The sequence below is a fragment of the Ruegeria sp. AO1 genome, assembly GCF_056535985.1.
In genome coordinates this window covers 2,415,757-2,441,885 of record NZ_JBQFJC010000001.1, presented here as the reverse complement: position 1 = coordinate 2,441,885, position 26,129 = coordinate 2,415,757, and the positions used below count along the sequence as shown (strand labels likewise).

The window sequence follows — 26,129 nt, the reverse complement described above, 5'->3', positions numbered from 1 at the left end:
CGCGTCAGGGGGAAGTCAACGAATCCAAAGGGCTGGTGGTATTTCTACCTATCCAACCCTAGCTTGCCGTTTTCTTAGTTGTTTTCTTGGCAGCGGCCTTCTTCTTTGGGGCAGCCTTCTTCTTTGTTCCCTTCTTTGCGGCGCGTTCATTGACCAATTCGATGGCCATTTCCTGCGTCACATCTTCGGGCTTGATGTCCTTGGGAATGGTGGCGTTGACCTTTTCCCACTTCACATAAGGTCCATAGCGCCCATCAAGAACTTGCATGGCACCACCATCAGGGTGTTCGCCCAGCTCTTTGAGGGGGGCGGCCGCCGCGCGCCGACCACGTCCCGGATTGGCGCGTTTTTCTGCCAGCATCTCGACCGCGCGGTTCATGCCGATCTCGAACACGTCATTGGGGTCTTTGACATTGACGTAGACCGGTTTCGCCTCTTCCGGCAGTTGGTGCATGATATACGGCCCGAACCGCCCGAAGTTCGAGCTGATCATACCGCCTTCGGGATGTTCACCAATCTGGCGGGGCAGGGACAGCAGGGTTAGGGCCTTCTCCAGATCTATGTCATCCTTGCTCCACCCACGCGGCAGAGAGGCGCGCGGGGGTTTCTTGTTCTCTGGCGTCGGCTCTCCGCGCTGGACATAGGGACCGAACCGGCCGGATTTCAGCCAGATCTCATCGCCTGCATCCTCACCGAGAAGACGCTCATCCCCTTCGGCCCCTTCGCCCGCGATGGGTCGGGTATAGGTGCATTCGGGATAGTTGCCGCAGCCAACGAACCCGCCGGTCCGAGATGTTTTTAGATGCAGTTGACCCGTTCCACATTTCGGGCAAATGCGCGGGTCCGACCCGTCCTCACGTGGCGGATACAATTGCGGGGCCAGCGCCTCGTCAAGCTTGTCCAGCACTTCCGAGATTCGCAGCTCAGACGTCTCGCCAATCGCGGCCGAGAAATCGCGCCAGAACTTGCCCAGCAGATCTTTGTAGTCACGATCGCCGGCACTGACGTCGTCCAGCTCTTCTTCCAGATTCGCCGTAAACTCATAGCCCACGTATTGGCGGAAGAAGTTCAGCAGAAAGATGGTGACGATCCGGCCCTTTTCTTCGGGGATCAGGCGGTTCTTGTCCTTACGCACATATTCGCGGTCCTGAATCGTAGTTACGATTGAGGCATAGGTGGAAGGACGGCCGATTCCCAGCTCCTCCATCCGTTTGACCAAAGTGGCCTCAGTATAGCGTGGAGGCGGTTGCGTATGGTGCTGCAGCGCCAGAACGGCTTCGTTATCGGACAGGATCGCCTGTTTGGCAGTTTTGTCCGTGCTGTCGCTCGTCGCCTTGGTGAATTGATCGCGCAGCGAGGTTTTGGCAAATTTCGCAGGATCGCCCTGCATGATTTGCGGCAGACGTTTTTCATCGTCATCTGCCACATCATCACGGCCTTCTTCGTAGACGCGCATGAAGCCATCAAACAAAACCACCTGACCGGTCGCGCGCAGGCCGACCTGACCGTCGTCGCTGCCGATCTCGACCGTAGTGCGTTCCAGCCGGGCGGCGGCCATCTGACAGGCAATTGTGCGCTTCCAGATCAAATCGTAGAGCTTGCGCTGATCTTCATCGGTCACCTTCAGCTCTTTTGCATCGCGCGCGATGTCCGTCGGGCGGATACATTCGTGCGCTTCCTGCGCGTTCTTGGCCTTGTTCTTGTAGATGCGCGGGCTGTCCGGCACATATTCGGCACCAAACCGGTCCGAGATCGCATCGCGCGTGGCGGCGACCGCTTCGGGGGCCATGTCGATGCCGTCCGTTCGCATATAGGTGATGTAGCCCGCCTCATAGAGACGTTGCGCCACCTGCATCGCGTGCCGCGCACCCATGCCGAACTTGCGGCTGGCCTCCTGTTGCAGGGTTGAGGTCATAAAAGGCGCGCTGGGGTTGCGTGCCGCAGGTTTCGCCTCGACCGAGGTGACACTCAGCGCGCGGCTGGTGATGGCTTGAACAGCCAGCTCTGCCTGCGTCGCGTCCTTCAGATCGTGCTTGTCCAGCTTTTTGCCAGCATAGGTGACCAGGCGCGCCTCGTAGGTTTGGCCGCGTGGCGTTTCGAACAGGGCCTTGACCGACCAGTATTCGACCGGCTTGAAGGCCTCGATCTCCATCTCGCGTTCGACGATCAGCCGCAGGCAGACAGATTGGACCCGGCCTGCCGATTTCGCGCCGGGTAATTTGCGCCACAGAACCGGCGACAGGTTAAAGCCCACCAGATAGTCCAGCGCGCGGCGGGCCAGATAGGCCTCGACCAGCGGCATGTCGACCTCGCGCGGGTTTTGCATCGCCTGGGTGACGGCCTCTTTGGTGATCGCGTTGAAGGTCACGCGGCTAACCGGCGTATCTTTCTTGATCGAGCGCCGCTTGGTCAGCGCTTCCTGCAAGTGCCAGCTGATCGCTTCCCCCTCGCGATCGGGGTCAGTTGCGAGGATCAGGGCGTTGTCTTCTTTCAGCGCATCGGCAATCGCTTTGACGTGCTTTTTGCTGTCATTGCCGACCTCCCACTTCATCTCGAATTCATGGTCGGTATCGACTGATCCGTCCTTGGGAGGCAGGTCCCGCACATGGCCGTAGGAGGCCAGAACCGTGTAGTCGGGGCCGAGATACTTATTGATTGTTTTTGCTTTGGCCGGAGATTCTACAACAACTACGGGCATTTAAGGGGAAACCTCGCTCGACGAATAGGGCGCCTGTTATGGTCGTGCAAAATGTGTGGGGCAAGGCCGGAATGTCAATGCGTTCCTTTTACAGTGTGAAAAAACCCAATATTTCAGCGTCCTATACGCCTTTGGGGCAGGCGAAGCCTTACAGGGTGCCGCGTGGCGATACGCCCTTTTCAGCTCGCTAGAGACAAAAGCCCACCGGGTTGGCGCTGGATTCGCCCTTCAAGTTCCAGATCTACCAAAGCGGGACCAAGATCACCGGCCGAAGCGGCGATATCGCGCAGCAGTTGGTCCTCGGCGATGGGCGATGGGCCGAGTCGTTGCAGGATTTGATCGTGCAGCGCTACAGCGGGTGCCGATGTGTGCGGAGCAGGGGGCTCACTACGCGTTTGGAAGAGGTTCTCTCCCTTGGGCAGGGCTTCGATCACATCTTCCGCAGACCGGATCAAGGTCGCGCCGTCCCGAATCAACAAATTGCATCCAGAGGCCCGTGCATCGAACGGATGGCCGGGCACGGCGAGAACCTCGCGCCCCTGGTCCAGCGCATCCCTCGCGGTGATCAGGCTGCCGGACTTAGCCGCGGCCTCAACCACCACGACCGCTTGAGCCAGCCCCGAAATAATCCGGTTGCGGCGCGGAAAGTGGCGGGCTTGTGGTGTCAGCCCCATAGGTTGCTCGGACAGGCGTAGGCCTGTCTCGCCGATCTTATGCGCCAGTTCGCTGTTCTCGGCTGGGTAGATGACATTGACCCCTCCGGCCATCACGGCGATGGTGCCAGTGTCCAGCGCGGCCAGATGGGCCGAAGTGTCGATCCCTCGGGCAAGACCAGAGACAATAACATGGCCGAGATCGCCCAGTTCTTTCGCCAGACCACGCGCCATACGCGCGCCGAGCGAGGAACAATTCCGCGCGCCCACCATTGCGATTGCGGGTTTCTGCAGCATGGAAAGATCGCCAACGGCCCAAAGAAGCGGCGGCGCGTCAGATACATCCTGCAGAGCTATTGGAAAATCGGCGGACCCAAGGCACACAAGCCGCGCTTTGGCGGCTTGTGCGGCCTTGAGTTCCGCCTCAATCACGCCGGGAGGGCAGATTTCATACCCGTTTATTCCGGCAGCGCGTGCCATTTCAGGCAGCGCGGCCAGCGCGTTCTGCGCTGAGCCATGTTCGCTTAGCAGCCGACGAAACGTCGCCGGACCAACCTTGCGTGAGCGCAACAGGCGGAGCCACGAAAACCGATCCTCTTCCGTGGTGGGTGGGAGTGGGGGGTGATTGGAAGAATGCTGCTCTTCGGTCATCCGATGCTCCGCCTGATTGCAGAACTGGTTTACGGGTGTCGGGGTTAACAGCCTGTAAATCGTCGAAAATTAGATGCAATTTTCTTAGTGAGTCCATTGGGGAACGCCGCTAACAATATGAACTATATAAACAAAAACCTCACTAAGATGCGTGGGTTGAATTTCCAATTGACCTCGGCCCCTCTAGCAAAAAGGCGCAGCGTTAACCCTGCGCCTTTCGTACTTCAGGTGATTCCGACTCAGGCGGCGGAGCCTCCGACGGTCAGCCCGTCCATCAGAACCGTCGGCTGGCCGACGCCTACCGGCACCCATTGACCATCCTTGCCGCAGGTTCCCATTCCCGGATCCAGCGCCATGTCGTTGCCCAACCCACGGATGCGGTTCAGCGCAGAGGGTCCATCCCCGATCAGCGTCGCGCCTTTGACCGGAGCGCCGATCTTGCCGTTTTCGACCCGGTAGGCCTCGGTACAGGAAAAGACGAATTTGCCGTTGGTGATGTCGACCTGACCGCCACCGAAACCCACGGCCCAGATCCCGTCCTTGATATCAGCAACCAGAGCGGCCGGGTCTGCATCGCCGCCCAGCATCACCGTATTGGTCATGCGCGGCATCGGTTTGTGCGCGTAGCTCTGGCGCCGTCCATTGCCGGTAGGGGCGACGCCCATCAGGCGCGCGTTCTGGCGGTCTTGCATGTACCCAGTCAGGATACCGTCCTCGATCAACGCAGTCCGAGAGCTTGGCGTTCCCTCGTCATCTACAGTGATCGAGCCGCGCCGGTCAGCAATCGTGCCGTCATCCACAACGGTCACGCCTTTGGACGCAATCTGCTGCCCCATCAGACCCGCAAATGCCGAGCTGCCCTTGCGATTGAAGTCCCCCTCCAGCCCGTGCCCGATGGCTTCGTGCAGCAGGATACCGGGCCAGCCGGGGCCCAAGGCGACCTCCATCACTCCGGCCGGGGCGGGGACGGCTTCGAGGTTGACCAGCGCGATCCGCAGGGCCTCTCGCGCCTTGTTCTGCCAGTCGGCCGGGTCGATCAGCCCGCTCAGGCCGACACGGCCACCACCGCCCGCCGAGCCGCTTTCACGGCGGCCATTCTGCTCGACGATGACCGAGACATTCACCCGAGTCATCGGGCGCACGTCGCGCACCAGCACACCGTCGGGGCGCAGGATCTCGACCTCTTGCACCGCGGCGGCGATGGTCGCGCTGACTTGCACGACGCGGGGGTCCAGATCGCGAGCGAATGCGTCGATCTCTCGCAAGGTCTCAACCTTGACTGGGAAGCTGGCGGTTTCGATGGGATCTTCATCGGTGTAGAGGCGTTTGTTTGTTGCCATAGGGGCCTCGGCCAAGGTGCCCCCTCCTTCGCCAACGGCCAGCCGAGCTGTCTCGGACGCGCGCTTCAATGCGGGAATCGAAACATCCGTCGAATGTGCGTAGCCTGCAACCTCACCCTGAACGGCGCGCAGCCCGAATCCTTCTGAGGCATCGTAGGATGCGGTCTTCAATCGACCATCGTCAAAGACCAGAGACTCGGATTTCCGCCGTTCGACAAACAGTTCTCCGTCCTCGGCCCCGGCTGTCGCCGATTGCAAAATGGAGAGCGCTTCATCATGTGGAAGAGCGCTTTCAAAAGGGCGAAACGGGGCCTGAGTCATGGGTTGTGACCTTTCCGGTTTGATCCAGATCAAAAATAGCGTCTGTTTGACGCAAGCATTTTGCTTTATCTACCCGCAGGAATATGGTTTTTAACGCGGCCAAAGACAACGGGTGTGGTTTCACCGATTCATACCTTTTCGCCAGAGACGCAAAGATCAAACGATCAGGACAAGACATGAAGAATGCTTTGATGCTTTCCGGGCTTGCTACGGCCCTCTCCAGCCTTCCCGCCATGGCTCAGGAGCTTGAGATAATTGGCAAGCCGGTTGACGGTGGAATGGGCTTTCAACCCGCAGCGACCAGCCTTGCAGACGGGATTCACAGGCTGGACGCGATGATTCTGGTGATCATCACCGTAATCTGCGTGTTTGTTGCGGCCCTGCTGGTTTACTGCATCGTGCGCTACAACAAGCGCGCCAACCCGACACCGGCGCGGTTCTCGCACTATACCCCGGTTGAGATCGCGTGGACTTTGGGTCCGATCCTGATTCTGGTGTTCATCGGCGCTTTCTCCCTTCCGGTTCTCTTCAAGCAGCAGGAAATTCCCGAAGGTGATGTGGTCATCAAAGTGGTCGGCAACCAGTGGTACTGGACTTACGAATATGTTGATCACGATTTCGCGTTCGACAGCTACCTGCTTGGCCACCCCGCCACGCTTGATGAAGGCGCACGCCCTGCAGACGCGGATGTGACCCCCTTCGTTCTGGATGACGCTATGCGCGCCAAACTGGCTGATGCGGGCTACAGCGACGACGAATGGCTGCTGGCCACCGATACCGCAGTTGTGGTTCCGGTCGGCAAGGTCATCGTGATGCAGGTTACCGCATCTGACGTGATCCACTCGTGGACGATCCCGTCCTTCGGTGTGAAGCAGGACGGCGTTCCCGGTCGTCTGGCCGAGCTGTGGTTCGAAGCTGACAAAGAGGGCGTCTATTTCGGCCAGTGTTCCGAGCTTTGCGGCAAGGACCACGCTTACATGCCGATCACCGTCAAAGTGGTCAGCGAAGAGGCCTATGAACAGTGGCTGAACGGCGCGATCGAGGAATATGCGGGCACGCCGCAAAACTTCCAAGTGGCCTCGAACTGAGCGTAGACTGGGCGTTCGCGCCTTAGAATACTCGTTAGCTGCGCGTTAAATCGCGCAGCTTTCGCCCCAAAAGGATCCGAGATGACCGACGCAAGCATCAATGCCAGCACATCGACCGCCAAGGCATACGCGGATGAGGCCAGCTTTGGCGATTATTTCGCCCTGCTGAAGCCGCGTGTGATGTCTCTGGTCGTGTTTACGGCTCTGGTCGGTTTGCTGGCGGCTCCGGCGTCGGTGCATCCGTTCGTGGGTTTCTGCGCCATCCTGTTCATCGCCATTGGCGGCGGTGCATCTGGTGCGCTGAACATGTGGTGGGATGCGGATATCGACCGGGTGATGAAGCGGACCAAGGGACGCCCGATTCCCGCTGGTAAGGTACAGGAAGGCGAGGCGCTATCGCTGGGTCTGGCGCTGTCCGGCCTGTCGGTGATCATGCTGGGCCTTGCGACCAACTGGTTCGCCGGCGCGTTTCTGGGTTTCACCATTTTCTTCTACGTTGTGGTCTACACGATGTGGCTGAAACGCTCGACGCCGCAGAACATCGTGATCGGCGGCGCGGCAGGGGCGTTCCCTCCGGTGATCGGCTGGGTTGCCGCAACCGGGTCGATGACGCTTGAGCCGTGGCTGATGTTTGCTCTGACCTTTATGTGGACGCCTCCACATTTCTGGGCATTGGCGCTGTTCATGCGCTCGGACTATGACGATGCGGGCGTGCCCATGTTGACCGTGACCCATGGTCGTCGCGCGACCCGTAAGCATATTCTCGTTTACACCGGCCTTCTGGCTGTTCTGGCCGTTGGCACCGCGTTCTCAGACATCGGTGGACCGATTTATCTGGCGGTTGCCCTGGTGCTGAACGCCCTGTTCCTGCGCGGCGCATGGCAGATCTCGCGCCGCACCGAAGACGACGCGGAAGCAGACAATTTCAAGGTCGAGCGGAGTTTTTTCAAGCTGTCTCTGCTGTACCTGTTCCTGCATTTTGGCGCGATTCTGGTTGAGGCGCTGCTGAAACCCTACGGCTTGGGAGGGTGGTGATGAGCCTGCGCAAAAGCCATGAAATTCACCAACGTCGTTTCAGCCGAAACCTGGGTGTTGGCCTGACACTTGCGGCCTTCATCGTGATCATCTTCGGCCTCACAATCGTCAAGGTCTCGGGCACCAGCCTGGGTCAACCCGTGCAGGAGGTGCAAAACTGATGGCTCTGTCCGGTCCTCAGAAAACTGTTGTGCAAACCGTGGGTGTGGTTGTCATGATGGGCAGCCTCGCCTGGGCGGCTGTGCCTTTTTACGACTGGTTCTGCCGTGTTACCGGATTCGGAGGCACCACCGGCGTCGCCGAAGCCGCGCCTGATGATATCCTCGACCGCAAAGTGACGGTCCGTTTCGACGCATCAAAAGCCAAGGACATGGCGTGGGAGTTCAAGCCCGTCGAGCGTGAGATGGAGGTGCGCATCGGTGAAACCGGGCTGGCCTTCTATGAGGCCTACAACCCGACTGATCGCCCGATTGCCGGACAGGCGTCCTACAACGTCGCGCCGTATTCGGCAGGTGGGTATTTCCAGAAGATCGCCTGTTTCTGCTTTGAAGAGCAGGTTTTGCAACCCGGTGAGCGGGTAGAGATGCCGGTCAGCTTCTTTGTTGATCCGGAAATGGTCGAAGACCTTGAAGCGAAATATGTGCATACGATTACTCTGTCGTATACATTCTACGAAATTGACCTGCCCGAGGGCTATGCCGCCCTTGAAACGCAGGAAGACACAAACACGAACTAACGCCTTTAGGTGAGGGACGCTGATGGCACACGCAAAAAACCATGATTATCACATTCTGGCCCCGTCGATCTGGCCGCTGATCGGCGCTGTCGGTGGCTTTGTGATGCTGTTCGGAGCCGTCCTTTGGATGCACGGTGTGACCCCGTGGCTCTTCTGGGCCGGTCTCGTTGCCGTGCTTTACACCATGTTCGCCTGGTGGTCCGAAGTTGTGGTGGAAAGCCGCCAAGGCGACCACACGCCGGTTGTGCGCATCGGTCTGCGCTATGGCTTCATCCTGTTCGTGATGTCCGAGGTGATGTTCTTCTTCGCCTGGTTCTGGTCGTTCTTCAAACATCGCATGTACCCGATGTACGACTATGCTGGCACCGAATATATCCAGCCGGATATCCACGCGGTTGACCCGTTCCACCTGCCGCTGATCAACACGCTGGTTCTGCTGCTGTCGGGCTGTGCCATTACATGGGCGCACCACGCTCTGGTCCACGACAATGACCGCAAGGCGCTGATCAACGGTCTGGCCATCGGTATCGTGCTGGGTATCCTGTTCACGGCGCTTCAGGCGTTTGAATATTACGAACTGCTGGCTCATGAGGACTGGCAGTTTGGCGGTGACCAGTTTTACTCGAACTTCTTCATGGCAACCGGTTTCCACGGCTTCCATGTGGTCATCGGTACGATTTTCCTGACAGTCTGTCTGATCCGTGCGCTGAAAGGGGACTTCACCCCCGAGAAGCACGTCGGTTTCGAGGCCGCAGCCTGGTACTGGCACTTCGTTGACGTGGTCTGGCTGTTCCTGTTCTTCGCAGTCTACATCTGGGGACAGGCGCCGCTGTTCTAAGCGACACTGTTTTTGAACTGCAAAAGCCGCTCTTCGGGGCGGCTTTTTCGCATTTTCGAGGGCAAGATTGCGCCCCATACAATTGCGTGGTTGCATTCTCGTGCCTGCCCCCCTTAACAAGACGCCGGTTCCTGCAACGAGCGATAGTCCTTCCATGCGCCGCACTCTGTTTCTGCTGATCTTCAGTCTCGCCGGTTTGGGCGTCTTGCTGTGGCTTGGTACTTGGCAGGTCCAGCGTCTGGCGTGGAAACAAGAGATTCTGTCCGAGATTGACAGCCGCATCGCGGCTGAACCGGTTCCTCTGCCGCAACAGGTGTCAGAGGATGAGGACAAATATCTGCCTGTGACGATCTCTGGTGATATGGAGCCAGGCGAGATCCACGTTCTGGTCTCGGTCAAGCAGGTCGGGGCCGGATATCGTATCATCCAGTCGTTCAGCACCGAGGATCGTACCATTCTGGTGGACCGGGGGTTTGTGCCAACCACGGCCAAGCAGACCGATCGTTTGACCGGTCCGATGGAGGTGACAGGCAACCTGCATTGGCCCGATGAGATCGACAGCTACACGCCCGATGCCGATATAGACAGCAACATCTGGTTTGCCCGCGACGTGCCCAATCTGGCTGCCGCTCTGGGGGCTGAGCCGATTCTGCTGATCGCCCGATCTCGGACCGATCCAGGCGTAACCCCACTGCCTGTCGACACGGCCGGGATTCCCAATGATCACCTGCAATATGCAATCACATGGTTTGGACTGGCCCTCGTCTGGGCCGCGATGACCGGATACTTCCTGTGGCGCAATCGCGCCCCTTCTGAGAGTGACCCGCAATGAAATACATCTCGACCCGTGGCCAAGCGCCTGAACTGAGCTTTGAAGAGGCGATGCTGACTGGACTGGCCCGTGACGGTGGCTTGTACCTACCCGCCGAAATCCCAACGCTCAGCCATGATGAGATCGCCGCCATGCCCGGCCTTTCCTACGAGGAGATCGCGTTCCGCGTGATGTGGCCCTATGTCAGCGGTTCCTTCGCAGAGGATGAGTTCAAACAGATCATCGCCCGCGCCTATGAAGGCTTCGGCCACGACGCCCGCGCGCCGCTAAAGCAGTTGAACGAAAACCACTTCTTGTTGGAGCTGTTCCACGGGCCCACTCTGGCCTTCAAGGACTTCGCCATGCAGCTGATCGGTCAGCTGTTCCAGGTGGCCCTGAAGCGCCGCAATGACCGCGTGACCATCGTTGGCGCGACCAGTGGCGATACCGGCTCGGCAGCTATTGAGGCGTTTCGGGGGCTGGATGCGGTGGATGTGTTCATCCTCTATCCGCACGGACGGGTGTCTGAGGTGCAACGCCGTCAGATGACGACCCCTGCGGACAGCAATGTGCATGCTCTGGCGGTGGATGGTGATTTTGACGATTGTCAGGCCGCGTTGAAGGATATGTTCAACGATTTCGATTTCCGGGATGAGGTCAAACTGGCGGGCGTGAACTCGATCAACTTTGCCCGCGTTCTGGCGCAGATCGTCTACTACTTCTCGGCCGCTGTCAGCCTTGGCGCGCCGCATCGCAAGGTCAGCTTCACCGTGCCAACAGGCAATTTTGGGGACATCTTCGCTGGCTATCTGGCCAAACGTATGGGCCTGCCCATCGACCGTCTGGTCGCGGCGACCAACCAGAACGACATTCTGCACCGCTGTTTATCGGGTGAGGGCTATTTCAAAGGCGAGACTATCCCCTCGATCAGCCCGTCGATGGATATTCAGGTCAGCTCAAACTTCGAACGCGCCTTGTACTATGCCTATGGCGAGGATGGCAGCGCGGTCGCTCAGTTGATGGATGAGCTGAAATCCGGTGGCTTCAACGTTAGCCAAGGCGCGATGGAGGCCCTGTGCGAGAGCTTTGATTCGGGCCGCGTCTCCGAGGATGAGACGCTTGAGACGATCAAGCACACTCTGGCCCATAGTGCCGAGCTGGTCTGCCCGCATTCGGCCATCGGCATCAAAGTGGCTGAGGACCACCGCGCAGCAGATGTGCCGATGATCACTCTGGCCACCGCGCACCCAGCGAAATTCCCGGCGGCGGTCGAGAAGGCGAGCGGGGAACATCCGCCTCTTCCATCCCGCATGTCTGATCTGTATGAACGTCCGGAACGGGTGACGCGGATTGCCAATGATCTGGGTGCCCTCGAGGATCATATCAGAAGGCATATCGCTGAGTGACAGTCAGACAAGACCAGCTGAAGAACGGCTTTCGTATCGTCAGTGAACATATGCCGGGGCTGCAATCGGCAGCCATCGGCATCTGGGTGACCGCCGGCGGGCGGCATGAGCGGATCGAACAGAACGGGATTGCGCATTTCCTTGAGCATATGGCGTTCAAGGGAACCGAGCGGCGTTCTTCGCTGCAAATCGCCGAGGCGATCGAGGATGTAGGTGGGTACATCAACGCCTATACCTCGCGCGAGGTGACGGCCTACTACGCCCGTGTTCTGAAGGATGACGTGGCGCTGGCGATGGACGTTATCGGTGACATCGTTCTGAACCCGGTTTTTGATCCGCGCGAGATTGAGGTTGAACGTGGCGTGATCCTGCAGGAAATCGGGCAGGCTTACGATACGCCCGACGATGTGATTTTCGATTGGCTGCAGGAACAAAGCTATCACGATCAGCCACTCGGCCGCACCATTCTTGGGCCGACCGAGCGGGTGAGTTCCTTCTCGCGAGAGGATCTTTCCGGCTTCGTAGCCGAGCATTATGGCCCCGAACAAATGATCCTGTCTGCGGCGGGCGCCGTAGATCATGACGCACTGATGAAAATGGCCGAAGAGATGTTCGGTCATCTGCAACCGCGCAAAGGTCTGATCCCCGAGGCCGCTCGGTTCACCGGTGGTGAAGCCCGGCAAGAAAAGGATCTGGAGCAGGCTCATTTTGCTCTGGCGCTGGAAAGCCCCGGCTATCGCGACGATGGGATCTATACCGCTCAGATCTATTCGACGGCGTTGGGCGGCGGCATGTCCTCACGCCTGTTCCAGGAAGTGCGTGAGTCGCGCGGGCTCTGCTACACGATCTTTGCGCAGACCGGGGCCTATGCGGATACCGGCACGACCACGATTTACGCGGGGACGTCTGCCGATCAGGTCGCAGAGCTGGCAACCATCACGATTGACGAGATGAAGCGCGCTGCCGATGACATGAGCGAAGAAGAGGTCGCTCGCGCCCGTGCGCAGATGAAAGCCGGGATGCTGATGGGTCTGGAAAGCCCCTCGAACCGGGCCGAGCGTCTGGCGCGTCTGGTGCAAATCTGGGGGCGGGTGCCTTCGTTGGAAGATACCGTCGCCAAGATTGATGCCGTCAGTACCGAGGATGTCCGGGCCTTCGCTGAACGTATGGCCGTTCAGGCCCCGGCGGCCTTGGCGCTCTATGGTCCGGTCTCAGACGCGCCGTCCTTGGCAGAACTGCAGGAGAGGCGTGCGGCGTGATGCTGTTGGGCAGGCGCAAGCTGAGACTTGAAACCGCGCGGCTCAGGCTGCGCCCGCCTGTGCATTCGGACTTCAACGAATGGGCCGCTCTGCGCCGCGCTTCAGAGGAGTACCTGACCCCCTGGGAGCCGATCTGGGCGCAGGACCATTTAAGCCGCAAGTCTTTCACCAACCGGGTCTATTGGGCGCAGCGCTCGGTCGCCAGCGGAACCGCGATACCGTTGTTTCTGTTCCGCCGCTCAGACGACGTGCTGGTGGGGGCGATCACACTGGACAACATCCGCCGCGGTCCTGCGCAGGCTGGAACGCTGGGCTATTGGACTGGGCAGAGTTTTGCGCGCAACGGCTACATGCGCGAGGCTATCGGAGCGGTCGTTCATCACGCCTTCACTCGTCTTGATCTGAGCCGGATTGAGGCGGCCTGCTTGCCGGAAAACAAGCCCTCTCGCGGGCTGCTGGAAAGCTCGGGTTTCAAATACGAGGGTGTCGCGCAGTCCTATCTGCAGATCAACGGGCGGTGGCGGACGCATGTTCTCTACGCCAGTTTGAGGTCGGACCGGCGGGGCAGGACGGACGCAGGCTAGGGGGCTCTGCCCCCGTCGCGGCAAGCCGCGCCTCCCCCGGGATATTTTGGGCCAGATGAACAAGGGGCATGACTTGGCGGAGGGATGCGCTACACTCCTCCTATGCGCTGGATTGTGGCTGTATTGGTATTTCTCTCGGGTGCGGCTGCGGCGCAGGAGCGGCGGCCGAGCCATTGTATAGCCATAGCCGACGCAGCACCTGGGATTGAATATCTGCACAAAGCCGCGTGGCAGGACCCGGTGCCGGAGTTTTCGGTGCGGATCAGCTATGTCGCGCATGCCTCCTTTCTGATCCAGACTGCGGGTGGGCTGAACGCGGTCACGGATTTCACCGGGTTCATCGGCAGTGCCGATCTGATCCCCGATGTCGTGACGATGAACCACGCGCACAGCACCCATTGGACGGCGCATCCCGACCCGGCCATTCCCCATGTGCTGCCGGGGTGGGGTGAGTTCGGGCAGGGGATAGACCATCATCTGGATCTGGGCGAGATGCTGGTGCGCAATGTCTCGACCGATATCCGGTCGTCCTATGGTGGGGTCGAGGAGAAGGGGAACTCGATTTTCGTGTTCGAGGTCGAAGGGCTATGCATCGGTCATTTGGGGCATTTGCATCACGTGCCCTCGGACGAACAGTTTGCTGCTTTGGGGCGTCTGGATGTTGTGATGGCGGCCGTGGATGGCGGGACAACCATGCCTCTGCCCGAGATGATCTCGGTCCTCAAGCGGCTGAAAAGCTCGGTGATTATTCCCATGCATTGGTTTTCCGGTTTCTCGCTGGATCGCTTTCTAGTCGATATTCGCAATGACTTCCCGGTTGTACGCGAAGGTGTGTCAGAGCTGACCGTCTCGCTGCGCAGTTTGCCGGACCGGCCCACAGTTGTCGTGCTAGAGCCGCAATATCTGATCGATCTGGAATAGGGCTTGCCGGTCGCGCGCATGTTGGGCAAGGAAGGCGAATGGATTTGAACCCCGCAGATGCCAAGCTTGCTGACGCCATTCGCGCTGAATTGGGCGATGATGTGTTGCGTCCGGTTTCTGAACGTTACCTGGAAGAGCCGCGCAACCGGTTTGCGGGCGAAATTGGGTTGTTGGCCCTGCCGCGCAACGTGCAGGACGTGGCGGCGCTGGTGCGGCTTGCCTCGGGTGCGCGCGTGCCGGTTGTGCCCTATGGCGGCGGCACGGGCTTGGTAGGTGGGCAGGTCATGACCTTTGGTCCGGCACCTTTGTTGATCTCACTGGAGCGTATAACCGCCATTCGCGCGGTTTATCCAACTGAAAACGTAATGATTGCCGAGGCTGGCGCCGTTCTTGAGGACGTGCAGGCCGCGGCAGAGGCAGCGGACAGGCTGTTTCCCCTGTCTCTGGCCGCACAAGGGTCATGCCGGATCGGCGGCAACCTTGCGACCAATGCCGGGGGTGTCAATGTGCTGCGATATGGCAATGCGCGTGATCTATGTCTGGGGCTAGAAGCGGTGTTGCCCAGCGGTGAAATCTGGCATGGGCTGAGCCGGTTGAGAAAAGACAACACGGGCTATGATCTACGCAATCTGTTGATCGGGTCCGAGGGGACGCTGGGGATCATAACCGCCGCCTCCCTTAAGCTGTTTCCACGTCCGGCTGAGGTTGGGACAGCGATGTTTCAAGTGGCCTCGCCCGAGGCCGCGATCGACCTGCTGGCCCTTGCGCGCGATTTGGTGGGCGAGACGGTCAGTTCGTTTGAACTGATCCACCGGCAAGGGTTGGATTTCCTGACCGAGGTGCTGCCCGATGTTCGCCAGCCATTCGATACGCCGCCCGAATGGAGCGTGCTTATCGAGCTTGGATTGGCGGCCGGGCAGACCGCGTCTGAGCGTTTGGAGGCGATTTTCGCTGCTGCGGAGCCTCGGGGCCTTGTCCAAGATGGCGTGATTGCCCAGAGCGAGGCGCAGCGCCGCGCGCTGTGGGCTGTACGTGAGCGTATCCCTGAGGCCAACCGCCTGATCGGGTCCGTCTCGAGCCATGATATATCGGTTCCGATCTCGATCATCCCCGAGTTCATTCGGCAAGGGGCCGAGGTGATCGGCGCGTTAGGTCCGTTCCGTATCAACTGTTTCGGACATTTGGGCGATGGTAACCTGCACTACAACGCCTTCCCGCCCAAGGGCCAGAGCCGCGATGCCTTTGAGGATCAGCGCAAAGCGGTGAAGAGCGCGATTCACGATCTGGTTCACGCGTTTGACGGCTCGGTCAGCGCGGAACACGGGGTGGGGCGGTTGAAAGTAGATGATCTGGAGCGCTATGGCGATTCCGTCAAACTTCAGGCAATGCGAGGGATCAAGGCTGCGTTGGACCCAAAAGGAATTATGAATCCCGGAGCGATCCTGAAGGCGTAGACACGGCCCGAGCAGTCCGGACCGTGTCTGATTGCTTTACGACGCGGGCAGAATGACCTTGTCGATCACGTGGATCACGCCGTTTGATGTCTCGATATCAGCCTGAACGACGTTGGCGTCATTCACCATCACGCCCGAATCCAGATCAATCGTGATGTCGCCGCCCTGTACCGTGGCTGCGGTCATGTCATCGGACAGATCGCCCGACATCACTTTGCCCGGAACTACATGATAGGTCAGCACGGCAACCAACTGGTCTTTGTTTTCAGGCTTCAGCAGGTCGGCCACTGTGCCCTCAGGCAGGGCTGCGAATGCTTCATCCGTCGGAGCGAACACGGTGAACGGACCTTCGCCTTTCAGCGTGTCTACCAGCTCGGCGGCTTGAACGGCGGCGACGAGGGTTTCGAAGCTACCGGCTGATACGGCGGTATCGACGATGTCTTTGCCATGACCGTCTGCCATTGCGGATGTGCCCAACAGGATCGTTGCGACGCTAGCGACTGCGAGTTTGCGGAACATTTTGTGGTCTCCCAAATTAGAAATGCTTCAAGCAGCATCAATCGGGGTACGGCGCTCAACTCGTTAGGATCACGTCTTAAGCGCAAAGAATTGGCTTGAACAGTTGCTAAACAGCGCTAAGCCAACGCTGTTTCAAATTTCAATACACTAATATGTGAGTTTTTTTCGGCTCACAGACCTTCGAATTCACATAGGACATGAACATCCATGCCCATATCCTCAAGCACTTTGCGCCCGCCCAACTCAGGCAGATCCACAATAAACGCGCAAGAGATGATCTCCCCCCCCAGCCGCTCGATCAGTTTGATGCCAGCACCAGCGGTGCCGCCAGTTGCCAGCAGGTCATCGACGACTAAGACCTTTTCGCCGGCTTGGATGGCGTCATCGTGGATCTCGACGATCGCCTCGCCATATTCCAACTTGTAGTCTTGGCTGATCGTGGTGCCGGGCAGCTTGCCCTTTTTGCGGATGGGAACAAAACCGACGCTCAACTGGTGTGCAATAGCGCCGCCCAAAATAAAGCCGCGCGCTTCAAGCCCGACGACCTTATCGATCCGCTCGCCCGCATAGGGGTGCAGCATCTGGTCGATGGCCATGCGAAATCCGCGAGGATCGGCAAACAGGGTGGTGACATCACGAAACATGATCCCTTCATGAGGGAAATCGACGATGGTTCGGATGTAATCCTTGACCGAGTTGTTTCTGGACATGAGGCACCCCTTTGGCATCAGAACACGCGGGGGTGTTTGGCCCATTGGGGTCAACCTTGCAAGGAGAGAATGCTGCCTGCGCCTATCTGCGCCGGTTCGGGACGGCCTTTGATAGCCCGTAGTACCGGTACAGCGTGGCGGGCAGCCAGGACAGGTGAGGTTTGCGCCAATTGCGCTGGTCTCTCAAAAGAAATGCCTGAGCCGCATGAAGGTTCATTGCCAAAATCCTTTTTTTGTTGTTAGGTGCCCGATATCTACATCCTATATGCTATGTATATACATTGCATCGCGGAGAGAATCAAGTAGTTTGCGGGATTAAGGCGCGTGGCGAAGAAAGACGGTAAGGGTTCTACCAAGAAAAACAGTCAGTTGGTGTTGCGTCTGGACAAGGACGAACGTGATGCCTTTGTCGAATTGTGCAAAGAGCTGGACACGTCAGCCGCACGCGAAATCCGCCGCTTTATCCGCGGATTCATGAAGGAACACGCAGACGATTAGGCGGGTCGCCGCAGAACAGCCGTTGCCACTCCCATACCGATCAGAGCCAGACCTCCGAACCGTGTCATTGCGTTGATCACACCAGCGCGCCCGATCATGAGCCGCAGTCGATCAGCCAAAAGCGCATAAGCGAGAGCGTTCAGCCAAGCAAGACCCACGAAGGTCGCGATGAGGATCGTGAATTGAGGGCCCAAGGGCTCGGCTGGGCGCAGGAACTGCGGGACGAAGGCGATGAAAAAGGCGATTGATTTCGGGTTCAGGGCGGTAACCGCCGCTGCATGCCCGAAAACTCCACGCGCAGTGACGTCTCGCCCTGTATCGACTGGGTTCAAACCGCCCGATGGTGCGCTGCGCAACAGTTTGATGCCCAGCCAGACCAGATAGGCGGCCCCGATCCATTTTAACACGGAAAACAACGTGGCAGAGGCCAGAACCAAAGCGCCCAGCCCCATCAGAGACGCTGTCATCGCGACAAGATCACCAACGGCGACTCCGGTGGCCGAGGCAACCGCCACGCTGCGCCCTTTTGATAGCGCATAGCTGAGAACCAACAGCACGGTCGGTCCGGGGATCAGAAGCAACGCAGTCGATGCGGCTACAAAAGCCAGCCAGAGTTCTAAAGACATGGGTCATCCTGCTCCTGTTCGCCTCGCAGCAAGCCCTCACACAGGGCAGGCGTCAAGCGGTTTCAGCCTCGCCCAGAAATTCTAAAGGTCGGATTAAGCCTGATACATCTCTCTTGAAACCCCCGCATTGATGCCCAGACTGAAAAGACGGTTGAACGGAGGCCCCGATGGAGCAGACTCAGAAAATGACGCAGGACCACACAGCGCGGCTGAGAAAAGGCGCGTTTGTCCTGATTGCGGTGATCGCGGCGCTCTACGTGTTGGCCGTGGCTTATATGTATGTGAATCAGCGCGCTCTGCTTTTCAAACCATCAGGCGTGTTGCCTGAACCTAGCGCGGTCGGTTTGGCGGACGTCGAGGTCCTATCGCTGCCCATGTCGGATGGCACTGACCTGATGGTCTGGTCCGCGCCTGCAGTGGTTGAGGGTTCACCGACCGTTCTGTTTTTCCACGGGCAAAGCGGCAATCTGGGAGACCGCGCCGACCGGCTGCGTGAAATACTGAACAGCGGCTTCGGTCTGCTCGCGCCAAGTTATCGAGGGTTCCCCGGCAGCGATGGCACTCCGTCCGAGGCCGCTTTCGTCGCTGACGGTCTGGCCCTTTATGACCAGTTAATCGCACAGGGCCAATCGGTTGTGCTCCACGGTCAGAGCCTTGGAACCGGCGTCGCGGCCGCTGTTGCTGCGCAGCGCCCAGATGCGGAACTTCTGGTCTTGGAAGCACCCTTTACCGCAACCGTTGATGTCGCGGCCGAGCGCTACCCTTGGCTGCCCGTCTCACTTCTCATGCACGACAAGTTCGCCACACGCGACATTATCGGCCAGATCGAGGTGCCGACGCTGATCTTCCACGGCACCGAGGACATCGTGGTCCCGCCACATCACGGAACAGCGCTTGCCGAAGGAAGCGAAGCGGAATTGTTCATGATCGAGGGCGGCACCCACAATGATCTCTGGTCGCATGGCTTGTGGCAGACCGTACAGGACAATCTGTTGCCACGGTAAGGCTACAGAACCCGGCCCGCCACCGCGTCCAGCTTAGCCAGCACGGTCAGGTCGCGATCTTCCGGGGCCGTCAGGATCGCGTGGTCCAGGGCTCGGTCGCAGCCATGCGGGCACGGCGTACGGATCGGGCCCAGCAACGCCGGTAGCCCTTTGACCAAGGCCCGGCCCTTTTCTGCATTCCCGGTGAGGGTTGCGATGATCGAGGTCACGTCGACCTCGCCATGATCGGGGTGCCAGCTGTCATAGTCGGTGACCATCGCGACCGAGGCATAGCAAAGCTCAGCTTCGCGTGCGAGTTTCGCTTCTGGCATATTGGTCATGCCGATCACATCGCAGCCCCACTGTTCGCGGTACATCTTGGACTCGGCCAGGGTCGAAAACTGCGGCCCCTCCATCGCCAAATAGGTGCCGCCGTGATGCACGGTTATGCCTGCAGCTATTCCAGCTTCTTCGCAGGCATTCGACAGGCGCGGGCAGGTCGGATGCGCCACGCTGACATGGGCCACGCAGCCGGTTCCGAAGAAGCTTTTCTCGCGTGCGAAGGTCCGGTCGATGAACTGATCCACAATCACGAAATCTCCCGGTGCCATATGCTCGCGGAACGATCCGCAGGCCGAGACCGAGATCACGTCCGTCACACCCAGCCTCTTTAACGCGTCGATATTGGCGCGATAGGGCACTTCGGTCGGTGAATGGATGTGTCCACGCCCATGGCGCGGCAGGAACACCATGTCGACCCCGTCTAATGAGCCAGTCAGAACCTCGTCGGAGGGCGCCCCCCATGGCGTATCGACCCGGACCCACTCCGCATTTTCCAGCCCGTCGATGTCGTAAATGCCTGATCCGCCGATGACGGCGATTTTTGTTTGGGTCACATTGGGTCTCCACTGCTCAATCCATGCGGGAAAACTCTGCGGGTCGCAGGCGAAATTGGCAAGTGGTCTCAGCCATTTGCACCATTTCGTAGCGAGTTGTGTTGTCAAGCTATGCGGTTGACGCATATCAGGGTCCCGCTGGTCGCGGTATCTCTTGGGTGCTTTGACAGGTAAAAGGCCCTCTTTCGCGCGAACATAAAGACCCACAGGACCGTCCCATGCCCCGAGCCATGCTGGCAAGCTTTGCCAACCGTATTGCCAAGCCCGATCTCCGTTGGGTGCCCGATGAGGGCCTGACCGTGTCGCGCCTGCGGATTGAGCTGCTGTCAGGTCTGACCGTCGCTCTGGCTCTGGTGCCCGAGGCCGTTGCCTTTGCCTTTGTCGCGGGCGTACATCCTCTGGTCGGTCTCTACGCGGCCTTCATGGTCGGCCTGATCACTGCGCTGATCGGAGGTCGCCCCGGCATGATTTCGGGCGCAACGGGCGCGTTGGCGGTCGTGATGGTGGCGCTGGTCGCGCAGCACGGGGTCGAGTACTTGTTCGCAACCGTGGTTTTGATGGGAATTTTGCAGGTGATTGCCGGTGCGATGCATTGGGGGCGTTTCATTCGCCTTGTGCCGCATCCGGTGATGCTGGGGTTTGTGAACGGACTGGCGATTGTTATCTTCCTGGCGCAGATGGGCCAGTTCAAAGTCCCCGGAACCATGGAAAACACCGGCCACGGGATGAGCGGGGGCGAGTGGCTCTCGGGCGTACAGCTCTATACCATGTTGGGCCTCGTCGCGCTGACCATGGCGGTTATTTGGGTCATGCCGCGGATCACGCGTATCATTCCGGCCCCTCTGGCGGGTATTCTGGTCGTTGCAGCGCTGGTGATCGGCTTTGGTCTGGATGTGCCGCGTGTCGGTGATCTGGCCTCGATCGAGGGCGGCTTGCCTGCGTTCCACATCCCGATGGTGCCGCTGAACTTCGAAACGCTTGAGATCATCTTGCCCTACGCGGTCATTCTGGCCGCCATTGGCCTGATTGAGTCCCTGCTGACTCTGAACCTCGTGGGTGAGATCACCAACAAACGCGGCGGAGCCTCGCAGGAATGCATCGCGCAGGGTGTCGCGAACGCCGCCACCGGCTTCTTCGGAGGCATGGGTGGCTGCGCCATGATCGGCCAGTCGATGATCAACGTGAAATCTGGCGGTCGTACCCGGATCGCGGGTATCGCGGCTGCCTTGTTCCTGCTGATCTTCATCCTGTTCGCCTCGCCGCTGATCGAGCAAATCCCGCTGGCTGCGCTGGTTGGCGTGATGTTCATGGTGGTGATTGGGACCTTCGCCTGGAACTCATTCAAGATCATGCGCAAGGTGCCTTTGATGGACGCCTTCGTGATTGTTCTGGTGACTGTCGTTACTGTGATGGAAGACCTTGCGGTTGCAGTTGTCGTCGGCGTGATCGTTTCGGCCCTGGCCTACGCCTGGAACAACGCCAAACGTATCCATGCTGTCACCCGCGACTCTGAGACGGAAAAGGGCGCGAAAGTCTATGAAATTCAGGGGCCGTTGTTCTTTGGCTCGTCAGACGGATTTGTCGAACTGTTCGACGTTCCGAACGATCCCGACGTGGTCATTGTGGATTTCGCCGAAAGCCGCGTGGTCGATCAATCCGCCCTGCAGGCCATCGAAAACGTCGCCGCAAAATACGAGGCTGCGGGCAAACGTGTGATGCTGCGCCATCTTAGCCACGACTGCCACAAGCTGCTGAACAAAGCGGGCCACTTGATGGTCGATAGCGACGATGACCCGGATTACGGCTTGGCTGTGGACTACTCGGTCCGTACCGGCATCCTGGGCGGCCACTGAATCATTTGCGAGGCTCTGCCTCGCGCTCCGAGGTATTCTTTGGCCAGATGAATGAAGGATCCCTCTGCTTCATCTGGCTAGAAATATCTCGGGGGAGTCGCCCGCAGGGCGGTGGGGGCAGCGCCCCCTAAGGACAGGCCTCAATCATCAGGCCTATTCAATGAGAACAACTCGGTGACAACTGCATAGTCTCGGTAGCCAAGCCGCGCCAAAGGCTGGAAGGTTGTCACGTCGAATTTGCCATCCTTCAGGCAATCGTCACGCAGATGGACCCCGGTCACTTCGCCAAAGACAACGCGGTTTGCCTCACCGGGTAGGGTCGTGATCTCGGTCAGCTTGCACTCCAGCGCAGCAGGCGCATCTGCAACGCGTGAGCAAGCGATGGTTTCGCACTCGACCGCCGTCAGGCCGGCATGGGCAAATTCGTCGGTTTCCTTTGGCAGTCCGGCTGAACTGGCGTTCATCGCATCCCGGTGGGCAAAGGCTACGATGTTCACGCAGAATACGCCCGTTGCCTCAATATTGGCGATGCTGTCCTTGCCGCCGTCCTGGTCGTGCTTGGTTCCGGTTGTGGCAAACATCACCTGTGGCGGGGTGTAGGCAACCCCGTTGAAGAATGAGTAGGGGGCCAGGTTGTTGATCCCATTTGCGTCGCGCGACGAAATCCATCCGATGGGGCGCGGGGTGATGATGGCGTTGAACGGGTTGTGCGGCAGGCCGTGGCCGTCTTCGGGGCGATAGAACATATGGTCTCCAAGCGTTTGCCCAAGGCGTAACGAAGTGCTAGGGCGATTGCCAGCTAGGAAAAGAGGGCAGGCGTGCAGCACTTCGCGATCAGGCCGGAAGAGCCGCAGGATTGGTGGGAGGTCGAAGCCCTCTATGATCTGTGCTTTGCGCCGGGGCGCGAGGCGCTTTCCTCTTACCGTTTGCGCGATGATGTGCCGCCAGTGGCGGGTTTGTCTTTGGTTGCACGCGATGGGCAGGAAATTCTGGCCGGAGCGATCCGGTTCTGGCCGATCCACGTTGGCGATCATGACGCCTTGCTGTTGGGACCTGTCGCGGTTCATCCAACGCATCAAGGCGAGGGGCTTGGCGGTTACCTCATCCATTCCGGCGTTGAAACGGGGCGGGAAATGGGTTGGGATCGTGTCATGCTGGTCGGCGACGCGCCATATTACGCCCGGTTCGGTTTCACGCCATTGACGGGGGTTGAGATGCCTCCGCCAACCAACCCAGAGCGTGTTTTGGGCATGGCTCTGAGCCCCGGAAAGTGGGACAATATTACCGGAGCCGTAACCCGCTGGACGCGCTGAGCTATTGAAACACCGCGCTGAAATACCGATCTTTTGAGGAACGGAGGGTTCGGATGCAGGATGTTATACTGATCGACAGTGTCGACGCGGACGCGGAATTGGATCGCTTGGCGAAACACTACCGCTCGGCCGGTGGGGCGGGTGTCAAACTGCTCAACGCTTTGGGCGGGTCGGCGGAATCCGTGCTGGACCAACTGCCCGAACCCCTGCGCGACGGCTTGACCGGAGCAACCGAAAAAGCCCTTTGGATGGCGATGCAGGCAGCACAAGGATCACGGCAGGTCATGCCGGACCAGGCTCCTTGGGTGAACACTGCCGTGACAACGGCGATGGGCGCTGCGGGCGGATTGGGTGGCCTGTCTACCGCCTTGGTCGAGTTGCCGGCGACCACGGCCATGCTGTTGCGCTCAATCCAGGGCGCGGCAGCACGCGAAGGCTTTGATCCGGCTGAAGAAAACGTGAAATTCGACTGTGTTCGGGTGTTGGCTGCTGCGGGTCCCTTGTCACACGATGACGGAGCGGACTTGGGGTTCTTTTCCGTGCGACTGACGCTGACAGGCCCTGCGATGCACAAACTGATTGCGGCTGTGGCGCCAAAGCTCTCGGTTGTGTTGGGGCAGAAACTGGCGGCGCAATCCGTACCGGTTCTGGGAGCGCTTGCGGGGGGTGGGACGAACTACATCTACACCCGGTATTACCAGCAGATCGCGCATGTTCACTTTGGTTTGCGCCGGTTGGCGATGGACGCGGATATCTCGCACGATGTTCTGGTTCGCAGGCTCAGCGCGCGTATGTAGCGGTTAAATTTGGTCGCTGCCGCATCATGTGGTATACTAAGTTTAACAGGCCGCGATATAAAGGCTTAACAGAAGACGCGGTATACAGGCACTGATCTGATGCGAAAGTGAGTGCGGCGCGATGAAAGTTTCTCGGGCGTCCAGTCTAGACCTCGATGTGGGGCAGGTGCCGGTCCTGCCTCAGGCAGCCGCGTTGTGCTATCGGCTGGCGCGGGGTCGTCCTGAGGTTCTGTTGATCACCTCCCGTAGGGCGCAGCGCTGGATCATCCCGAAAGGGTGGCTGATTGATGGGTTAAGCGCCTCGGAAACCGCGGCTCAGGAGGCGTGGGAAGAGGCGGGCGTGATTGGCACATGTGTGCCGGTCAAGTTTGGCGAGTTCTCGATGGCCAAAACCTGCGCCAAGCGTGGACCGGTTCTTTGCGTGGTGGACGTCTACCCGCTGCACGTGGATCAGGTTCAGAATCAGTTTCCCGAGACAGGGCAGCGGAAACGCAAATGGTGTACGCTTCAAAAGGCCGCATCGAAAGTCAACTCGCCCGATCTTGCCGCTATTTTGCGCAAGTTTGCGGCCCGGATACACTAAACTTAATACTGAGAGACTTGATATTGGAGTTTCGGTCGGTATCTATTCTCCAACCGACATTTTGGAAGGACCATGATTCAATACGCGTTGAAGTGCAGCAAGGGCCATAGTTTCGACAGCTGGTTCCAATCTGCCGAAGCCTACGACAAGCTGGCAGCCTCGGGCATGGTGACATGCGCGGTATGTGGATGTGCGCATGTTGAAAAGGCAATCATGACTCCGCGTGTCCGGCCTGCGCGGGATGCTCAGAAGACGGCGCAAATGCCAAAACCGTCGTCGGATGATATCAACGTGACCAGCACCCCTACTGAAGTTGAACGTGTCTTGGCCGAACTGCGCCGCAAGGTCGAAGAAAACTCGGACTATGTGGGCCATGACTTCGCCTCGGAGGCGCGCAAGATGCATCTGGGCGAGGCACCCGAGCGCTCGATCTATGGCGAAGTGAAACCGGATGAGGCGAAATCCCTGATCGAAGACGGGGTGCCGGTTGCGCCACTGCCCTTTATTCCCAGCAGAAAGACAAACTGACCTATGCATATCGTGATTACCGGAGCCAATCGGGGAATTGGATGGGCTCTGGCGGAGCGATATCGCGCGCAGGGTCATGGCGTCACGGGAACTGCGCGTGATGGCAGCGCCGAGGTTCAGTTGGACGTAGCCGATCCGGCGCATCAAGCGGCCATGGCTGACCAGCTAAAAGGGCAGCCCGTCGACCTATTGATTTGCAATGCAGGCGTTTATTTGGACAAAGGTCACAGCATTGATGACTACCCCGCCGAGATGTGGGCGCAGAGTTTTGCGGCCAATGTAACTGGCGTTTTCCTGACTGTGCAGTCATTGCTGCCCAATCTGCGCGCGGCTGGCGGACGGATTGCGATCATGTCGTCTCAGATGGCCTCGCACACCCGCGCGCCGGGCGGCAGCTACATCTACCGCGCCTCCAAGGCGGCGGCGTTGAATTTGGGGCGTAATCTGGCGGCCGACTTAAAGGCGGATGGGATTGCAGTGGGCATTTATCACCCCGGTTGGGTGAAGACCGACATGGGTGGCTCAGCGGCTGACATCCATGTGGATCAGGCAGTCGCCGGCCTGATGGAGCGTTTCGATGCGCTGTCGCTGGACAACACAGGTTGTTTCGAAACCTACGACGGGAAGCCTCACGCCTACTGAGTGTTCAGCGCGGCCTTGGGCAGTTCATACACTTCGCCGGGTTCGATGAAAATCACCATGATGTCGCCCCGAACTTCATGGTTGATCGGTGAGGGCGAGCTGCTGGAATCCGGAATGCCATCGGTAAAATAGATGCGTCTAACGTCACCGCCCGGCAGCATCACGGCCAGTGTTGCGGTGCCATCATCGCGGCGACGCAGCTCGGCGTTGCAGCTTTGCAGCGGATCACCGGCTTTGCCGGCGCAGGGAACAGTACCCAGCGCGTTCTGTCCATCGGTGCCAGCCACGCTGGCCTGCTGGGACAGAGCTGGGGATGCGATCACGGCAAGGACGGTTGCGAAACGAAGCATGAATAACCTCTTGGAATTGCTTTAGCGCTAGGCTGA

Annotated in this window: 28 protein-coding genes; 19 read left to right on the top strand and 9 right to left on the bottom strand. The window is 59.1% G+C overall.

The window, feature by feature from the left end:
- Window positions 1-58: 58 nt before the first annotated feature.
- From topA to tldD, 3 genes are all read right to left on the bottom strand, one after another.
- Entirely contained in the window at window positions 59-2,698 is a 2,640-nt protein-coding gene (gene topA / locus ACR3FB_RS12055) for a type I DNA topoisomerase (protein WP_480563566.1), read from the bottom strand.
- 179 nt (window positions 2,699-2,877) lie between these two features.
- Window positions 2,878-4,002 carry a DNA-processing protein DprA gene (dprA, locus tag ACR3FB_RS12050; RefSeq protein ID WP_480563568.1) on the bottom strand — a complete coding sequence of 375 codons (1,125 nt, stop codon included), beginning with the start codon at window positions 4,000-4,002 and terminating at the stop codon, window positions 2,878-2,880.
- Window positions 4,003-4,241: 239 nt separating this feature from the next.
- A complete protein-coding gene (gene tldD / locus ACR3FB_RS12045; protein WP_480563570.1) occupies window positions 4,242-5,663 on the bottom strand; it encodes a metalloprotease TldD in 1,422 nt (473 codons plus the stop codon).
- 176 nt (window positions 5,664-5,839) lie between these two features.
- On the opposite strand from tldD, the gene coxB reads away from it, so the two are divergent.
- From coxB to ACR3FB_RS11990, 11 genes are all read left to right on the top strand, one after another.
- The gene (gene coxB / locus ACR3FB_RS12040) at window positions 5,840-6,751 is read left to right on the top strand and encodes a cytochrome c oxidase subunit II (protein WP_480563572.1); all 912 of its coding nucleotides are present in this window, start codon (window positions 5,840-5,842) and stop codon (window positions 6,749-6,751) included.
- Between the two features lie 81 nt (window positions 6,752-6,832).
- A complete protein-coding gene (gene cyoE / locus ACR3FB_RS12035; RefSeq protein WP_480563574.1) occupies window positions 6,833-7,786 on the top strand; it encodes a heme o synthase in 954 nt (317 codons plus the stop codon).
- On the top strand, window positions 7,786-7,947 hold the full coding sequence (locus ACR3FB_RS12030; RefSeq protein ID WP_170462197.1) for a hypothetical protein: 162 nt from the start codon (window positions 7,786-7,788) through the stop codon (window positions 7,945-7,947). The genes cyoE and ACR3FB_RS12030 overlap by 1 nt, the downstream gene beginning before the upstream one ends.
- Window positions 7,947-8,522: a cytochrome c oxidase assembly protein gene (locus ACR3FB_RS12025; protein WP_480563578.1), complete on the top strand. Its 576-nt coding sequence runs from the start codon at window positions 7,947-7,949 to the stop codon at window positions 8,520-8,522. The genes ACR3FB_RS12030 and ACR3FB_RS12025 overlap by 1 nt, the downstream gene beginning before the upstream one ends.
- A 22-nt stretch (window positions 8,523-8,544) precedes the next feature.
- On the top strand, window positions 8,545-9,360 hold the full coding sequence (locus ACR3FB_RS12020) for a cytochrome c oxidase subunit 3 (protein WP_170377876.1): 816 nt from the start codon (window positions 8,545-8,547) through the stop codon (window positions 9,358-9,360).
- A 154-nt stretch (window positions 9,361-9,514) separates the two neighbouring features.
- Window positions 9,515-10,192 carry an SURF1 family protein gene (locus ACR3FB_RS12015; protein WP_480540036.1) on the top strand — a complete coding sequence of 226 codons (678 nt, stop codon included), beginning with the start codon at window positions 9,515-9,517 and terminating at the stop codon, window positions 10,190-10,192.
- Window positions 10,189-11,577 carry a threonine synthase gene (gene thrC / locus ACR3FB_RS12010; RefSeq protein WP_480563580.1) on the top strand — a complete coding sequence of 463 codons (1,389 nt, stop codon included), beginning with the start codon at window positions 10,189-10,191 and terminating at the stop codon, window positions 11,575-11,577. Before ACR3FB_RS12015 ends, thrC begins: the two co-directional genes overlap by 4 nt.
- Window positions 11,574-12,836, top strand: a complete 1,263-nt coding sequence (locus tag ACR3FB_RS12005) for a M16 family metallopeptidase (protein ID WP_480563582.1) — start codon at window positions 11,574-11,576, stop codon at window positions 12,834-12,836. Before thrC ends, ACR3FB_RS12005 begins: the two co-directional genes overlap by 4 nt.
- A complete protein-coding gene (locus tag ACR3FB_RS12000) occupies window positions 12,836-13,420 on the top strand; it encodes a GNAT family N-acetyltransferase (protein WP_480525281.1) in 585 nt (194 codons plus the stop codon). The genes ACR3FB_RS12005 and ACR3FB_RS12000 overlap by 1 nt, the downstream gene beginning before the upstream one ends.
- An 84-nt stretch (window positions 13,421-13,504) precedes the next feature.
- Complete coding sequence (locus tag ACR3FB_RS11995) at window positions 13,505-14,341, top strand: MBL fold metallo-hydrolase (RefSeq protein ID WP_480525279.1); 837 nt, start codon at window positions 13,505-13,507, stop codon at window positions 14,339-14,341.
- Window positions 14,342-14,379: 38 nt separating this feature from the next.
- Window positions 14,380-15,795 carry an FAD-binding oxidoreductase gene (locus tag ACR3FB_RS11990; RefSeq protein WP_480563584.1) on the top strand — a complete coding sequence of 472 codons (1,416 nt, stop codon included), beginning with the start codon at window positions 14,380-14,382 and terminating at the stop codon, window positions 15,793-15,795.
- Window positions 15,796-15,831: 36 nt separating this feature from the next.
- Here the strand turns inward: ACR3FB_RS11990 and ACR3FB_RS11985 are convergent, their stop codons facing one another.
- Window positions 15,832-16,314: a fasciclin domain-containing protein gene (locus ACR3FB_RS11985; RefSeq protein ID WP_170377886.1), complete on the bottom strand. Its 483-nt coding sequence runs from the start codon at window positions 16,312-16,314 to the stop codon at window positions 15,832-15,834.
- Between the two features lie 170 nt (window positions 16,315-16,484).
- Window positions 16,485-17,024, bottom strand: coding sequence for an adenine phosphoribosyltransferase (locus tag ACR3FB_RS11980; RefSeq protein ID WP_170477435.1), 540 nt, complete (start codon window positions 17,022-17,024; stop codon window positions 16,485-16,487).
- 324 nt (window positions 17,025-17,348) lie between these two features.
- Between ACR3FB_RS11980 and ACR3FB_RS11975 the strand changes: the two genes are divergently transcribed.
- Complete coding sequence (locus tag ACR3FB_RS11975; protein WP_170377890.1) at window positions 17,349-17,522, top strand: hypothetical protein; 174 nt, start codon at window positions 17,349-17,351, stop codon at window positions 17,520-17,522.
- Here ACR3FB_RS11975 and ACR3FB_RS11970 read toward each other — a convergent pair.
- Window positions 17,519-18,148, bottom strand: a complete 630-nt coding sequence (locus ACR3FB_RS11970) for a LysE family translocator (protein WP_480563586.1) — start codon at window positions 18,146-18,148, stop codon at window positions 17,519-17,521. The two genes, ACR3FB_RS11975 and ACR3FB_RS11970, sit on opposite strands and share 4 nt — an antisense overlap.
- Window positions 18,149-18,315: 167 nt before the next feature.
- Here ACR3FB_RS11970 and ACR3FB_RS11965 point away from each other — a divergent pair, with 167 nt between their 5' ends.
- A complete protein-coding gene (locus tag ACR3FB_RS11965) occupies window positions 18,316-19,152 on the top strand; it encodes an alpha/beta hydrolase (RefSeq protein ID WP_480563588.1) in 837 nt (278 codons plus the stop codon).
- 2 nt (window positions 19,153-19,154) lie between these two features.
- On the opposite strand, the gene ACR3FB_RS11960 is transcribed toward ACR3FB_RS11965, so the two are convergent.
- Complete coding sequence (locus tag ACR3FB_RS11960; RefSeq protein WP_419740939.1) at window positions 19,155-20,027, bottom strand: S-methyl-5'-thioadenosine phosphorylase; 873 nt, start codon at window positions 20,025-20,027, stop codon at window positions 19,155-19,157.
- A gap of 218 nt (window positions 20,028-20,245) precedes the next feature.
- On the opposite strand from ACR3FB_RS11960, the gene ACR3FB_RS11955 reads away from it, so the two are divergent.
- A complete protein-coding gene (locus ACR3FB_RS11955) occupies window positions 20,246-21,880 on the top strand; it encodes a SulP family inorganic anion transporter (protein ID WP_480563590.1) in 1,635 nt (544 codons plus the stop codon).
- Window positions 21,881-22,020: 140 nt separating this feature from the next.
- On the opposite strand, the gene ACR3FB_RS11950 is transcribed toward ACR3FB_RS11955, so the two are convergent.
- Window positions 22,021-22,626, bottom strand: coding sequence for a flavin reductase family protein (locus tag ACR3FB_RS11950; RefSeq protein ID WP_170377900.1), 606 nt, complete (start codon window positions 22,624-22,626; stop codon window positions 22,021-22,023).
- Window positions 22,627-22,698: 72 nt separating this feature from the next.
- Between ACR3FB_RS11950 and ACR3FB_RS11945 the strand changes: the two genes are divergently transcribed.
- From ACR3FB_RS11945 to ACR3FB_RS11925, 5 genes are all read left to right on the top strand, one after another.
- Window positions 22,699-23,193, top strand: coding sequence for a GNAT family N-acetyltransferase (locus ACR3FB_RS11945; RefSeq protein WP_480563593.1), 495 nt, complete (start codon window positions 22,699-22,701; stop codon window positions 23,191-23,193).
- A 53-nt stretch (window positions 23,194-23,246) separates the two neighbouring features.
- Entirely contained in the window at window positions 23,247-23,990 is a 744-nt protein-coding gene (locus tag ACR3FB_RS11940; protein WP_425083848.1) for an EcsC family protein, read from the top strand.
- A 121-nt stretch (window positions 23,991-24,111) separates the two neighbouring features.
- Window positions 24,112-24,573, top strand: coding sequence for an NUDIX hydrolase (locus ACR3FB_RS11935; protein ID WP_480563596.1), 462 nt, complete (start codon window positions 24,112-24,114; stop codon window positions 24,571-24,573).
- Window positions 24,574-24,645: 72 nt separating this feature from the next.
- Window positions 24,646-25,101: a DUF1178 family protein gene (locus ACR3FB_RS11930; RefSeq protein ID WP_170471911.1), complete on the top strand. Its 456-nt coding sequence runs from the start codon at window positions 24,646-24,648 to the stop codon at window positions 25,099-25,101.
- A gap of 3 nt (window positions 25,102-25,104) precedes the next feature.
- Entirely contained in the window at window positions 25,105-25,743 is a 639-nt protein-coding gene (locus ACR3FB_RS11925; RefSeq protein WP_170554629.1) for an SDR family NAD(P)-dependent oxidoreductase, read from the top strand.
- On the opposite strand, the gene ACR3FB_RS11920 is transcribed toward ACR3FB_RS11925, so the two are convergent.
- The gene (locus ACR3FB_RS11920) at window positions 25,737-26,093 is read right to left on the bottom strand and encodes a hypothetical protein (protein ID WP_170554628.1); all 357 of its coding nucleotides are present in this window, start codon (window positions 26,091-26,093) and stop codon (window positions 25,737-25,739) included. The genes ACR3FB_RS11925 and ACR3FB_RS11920 overlap by 7 nt on opposite strands.
- Window positions 26,094-26,129 lie beyond the last annotated feature (36 nt).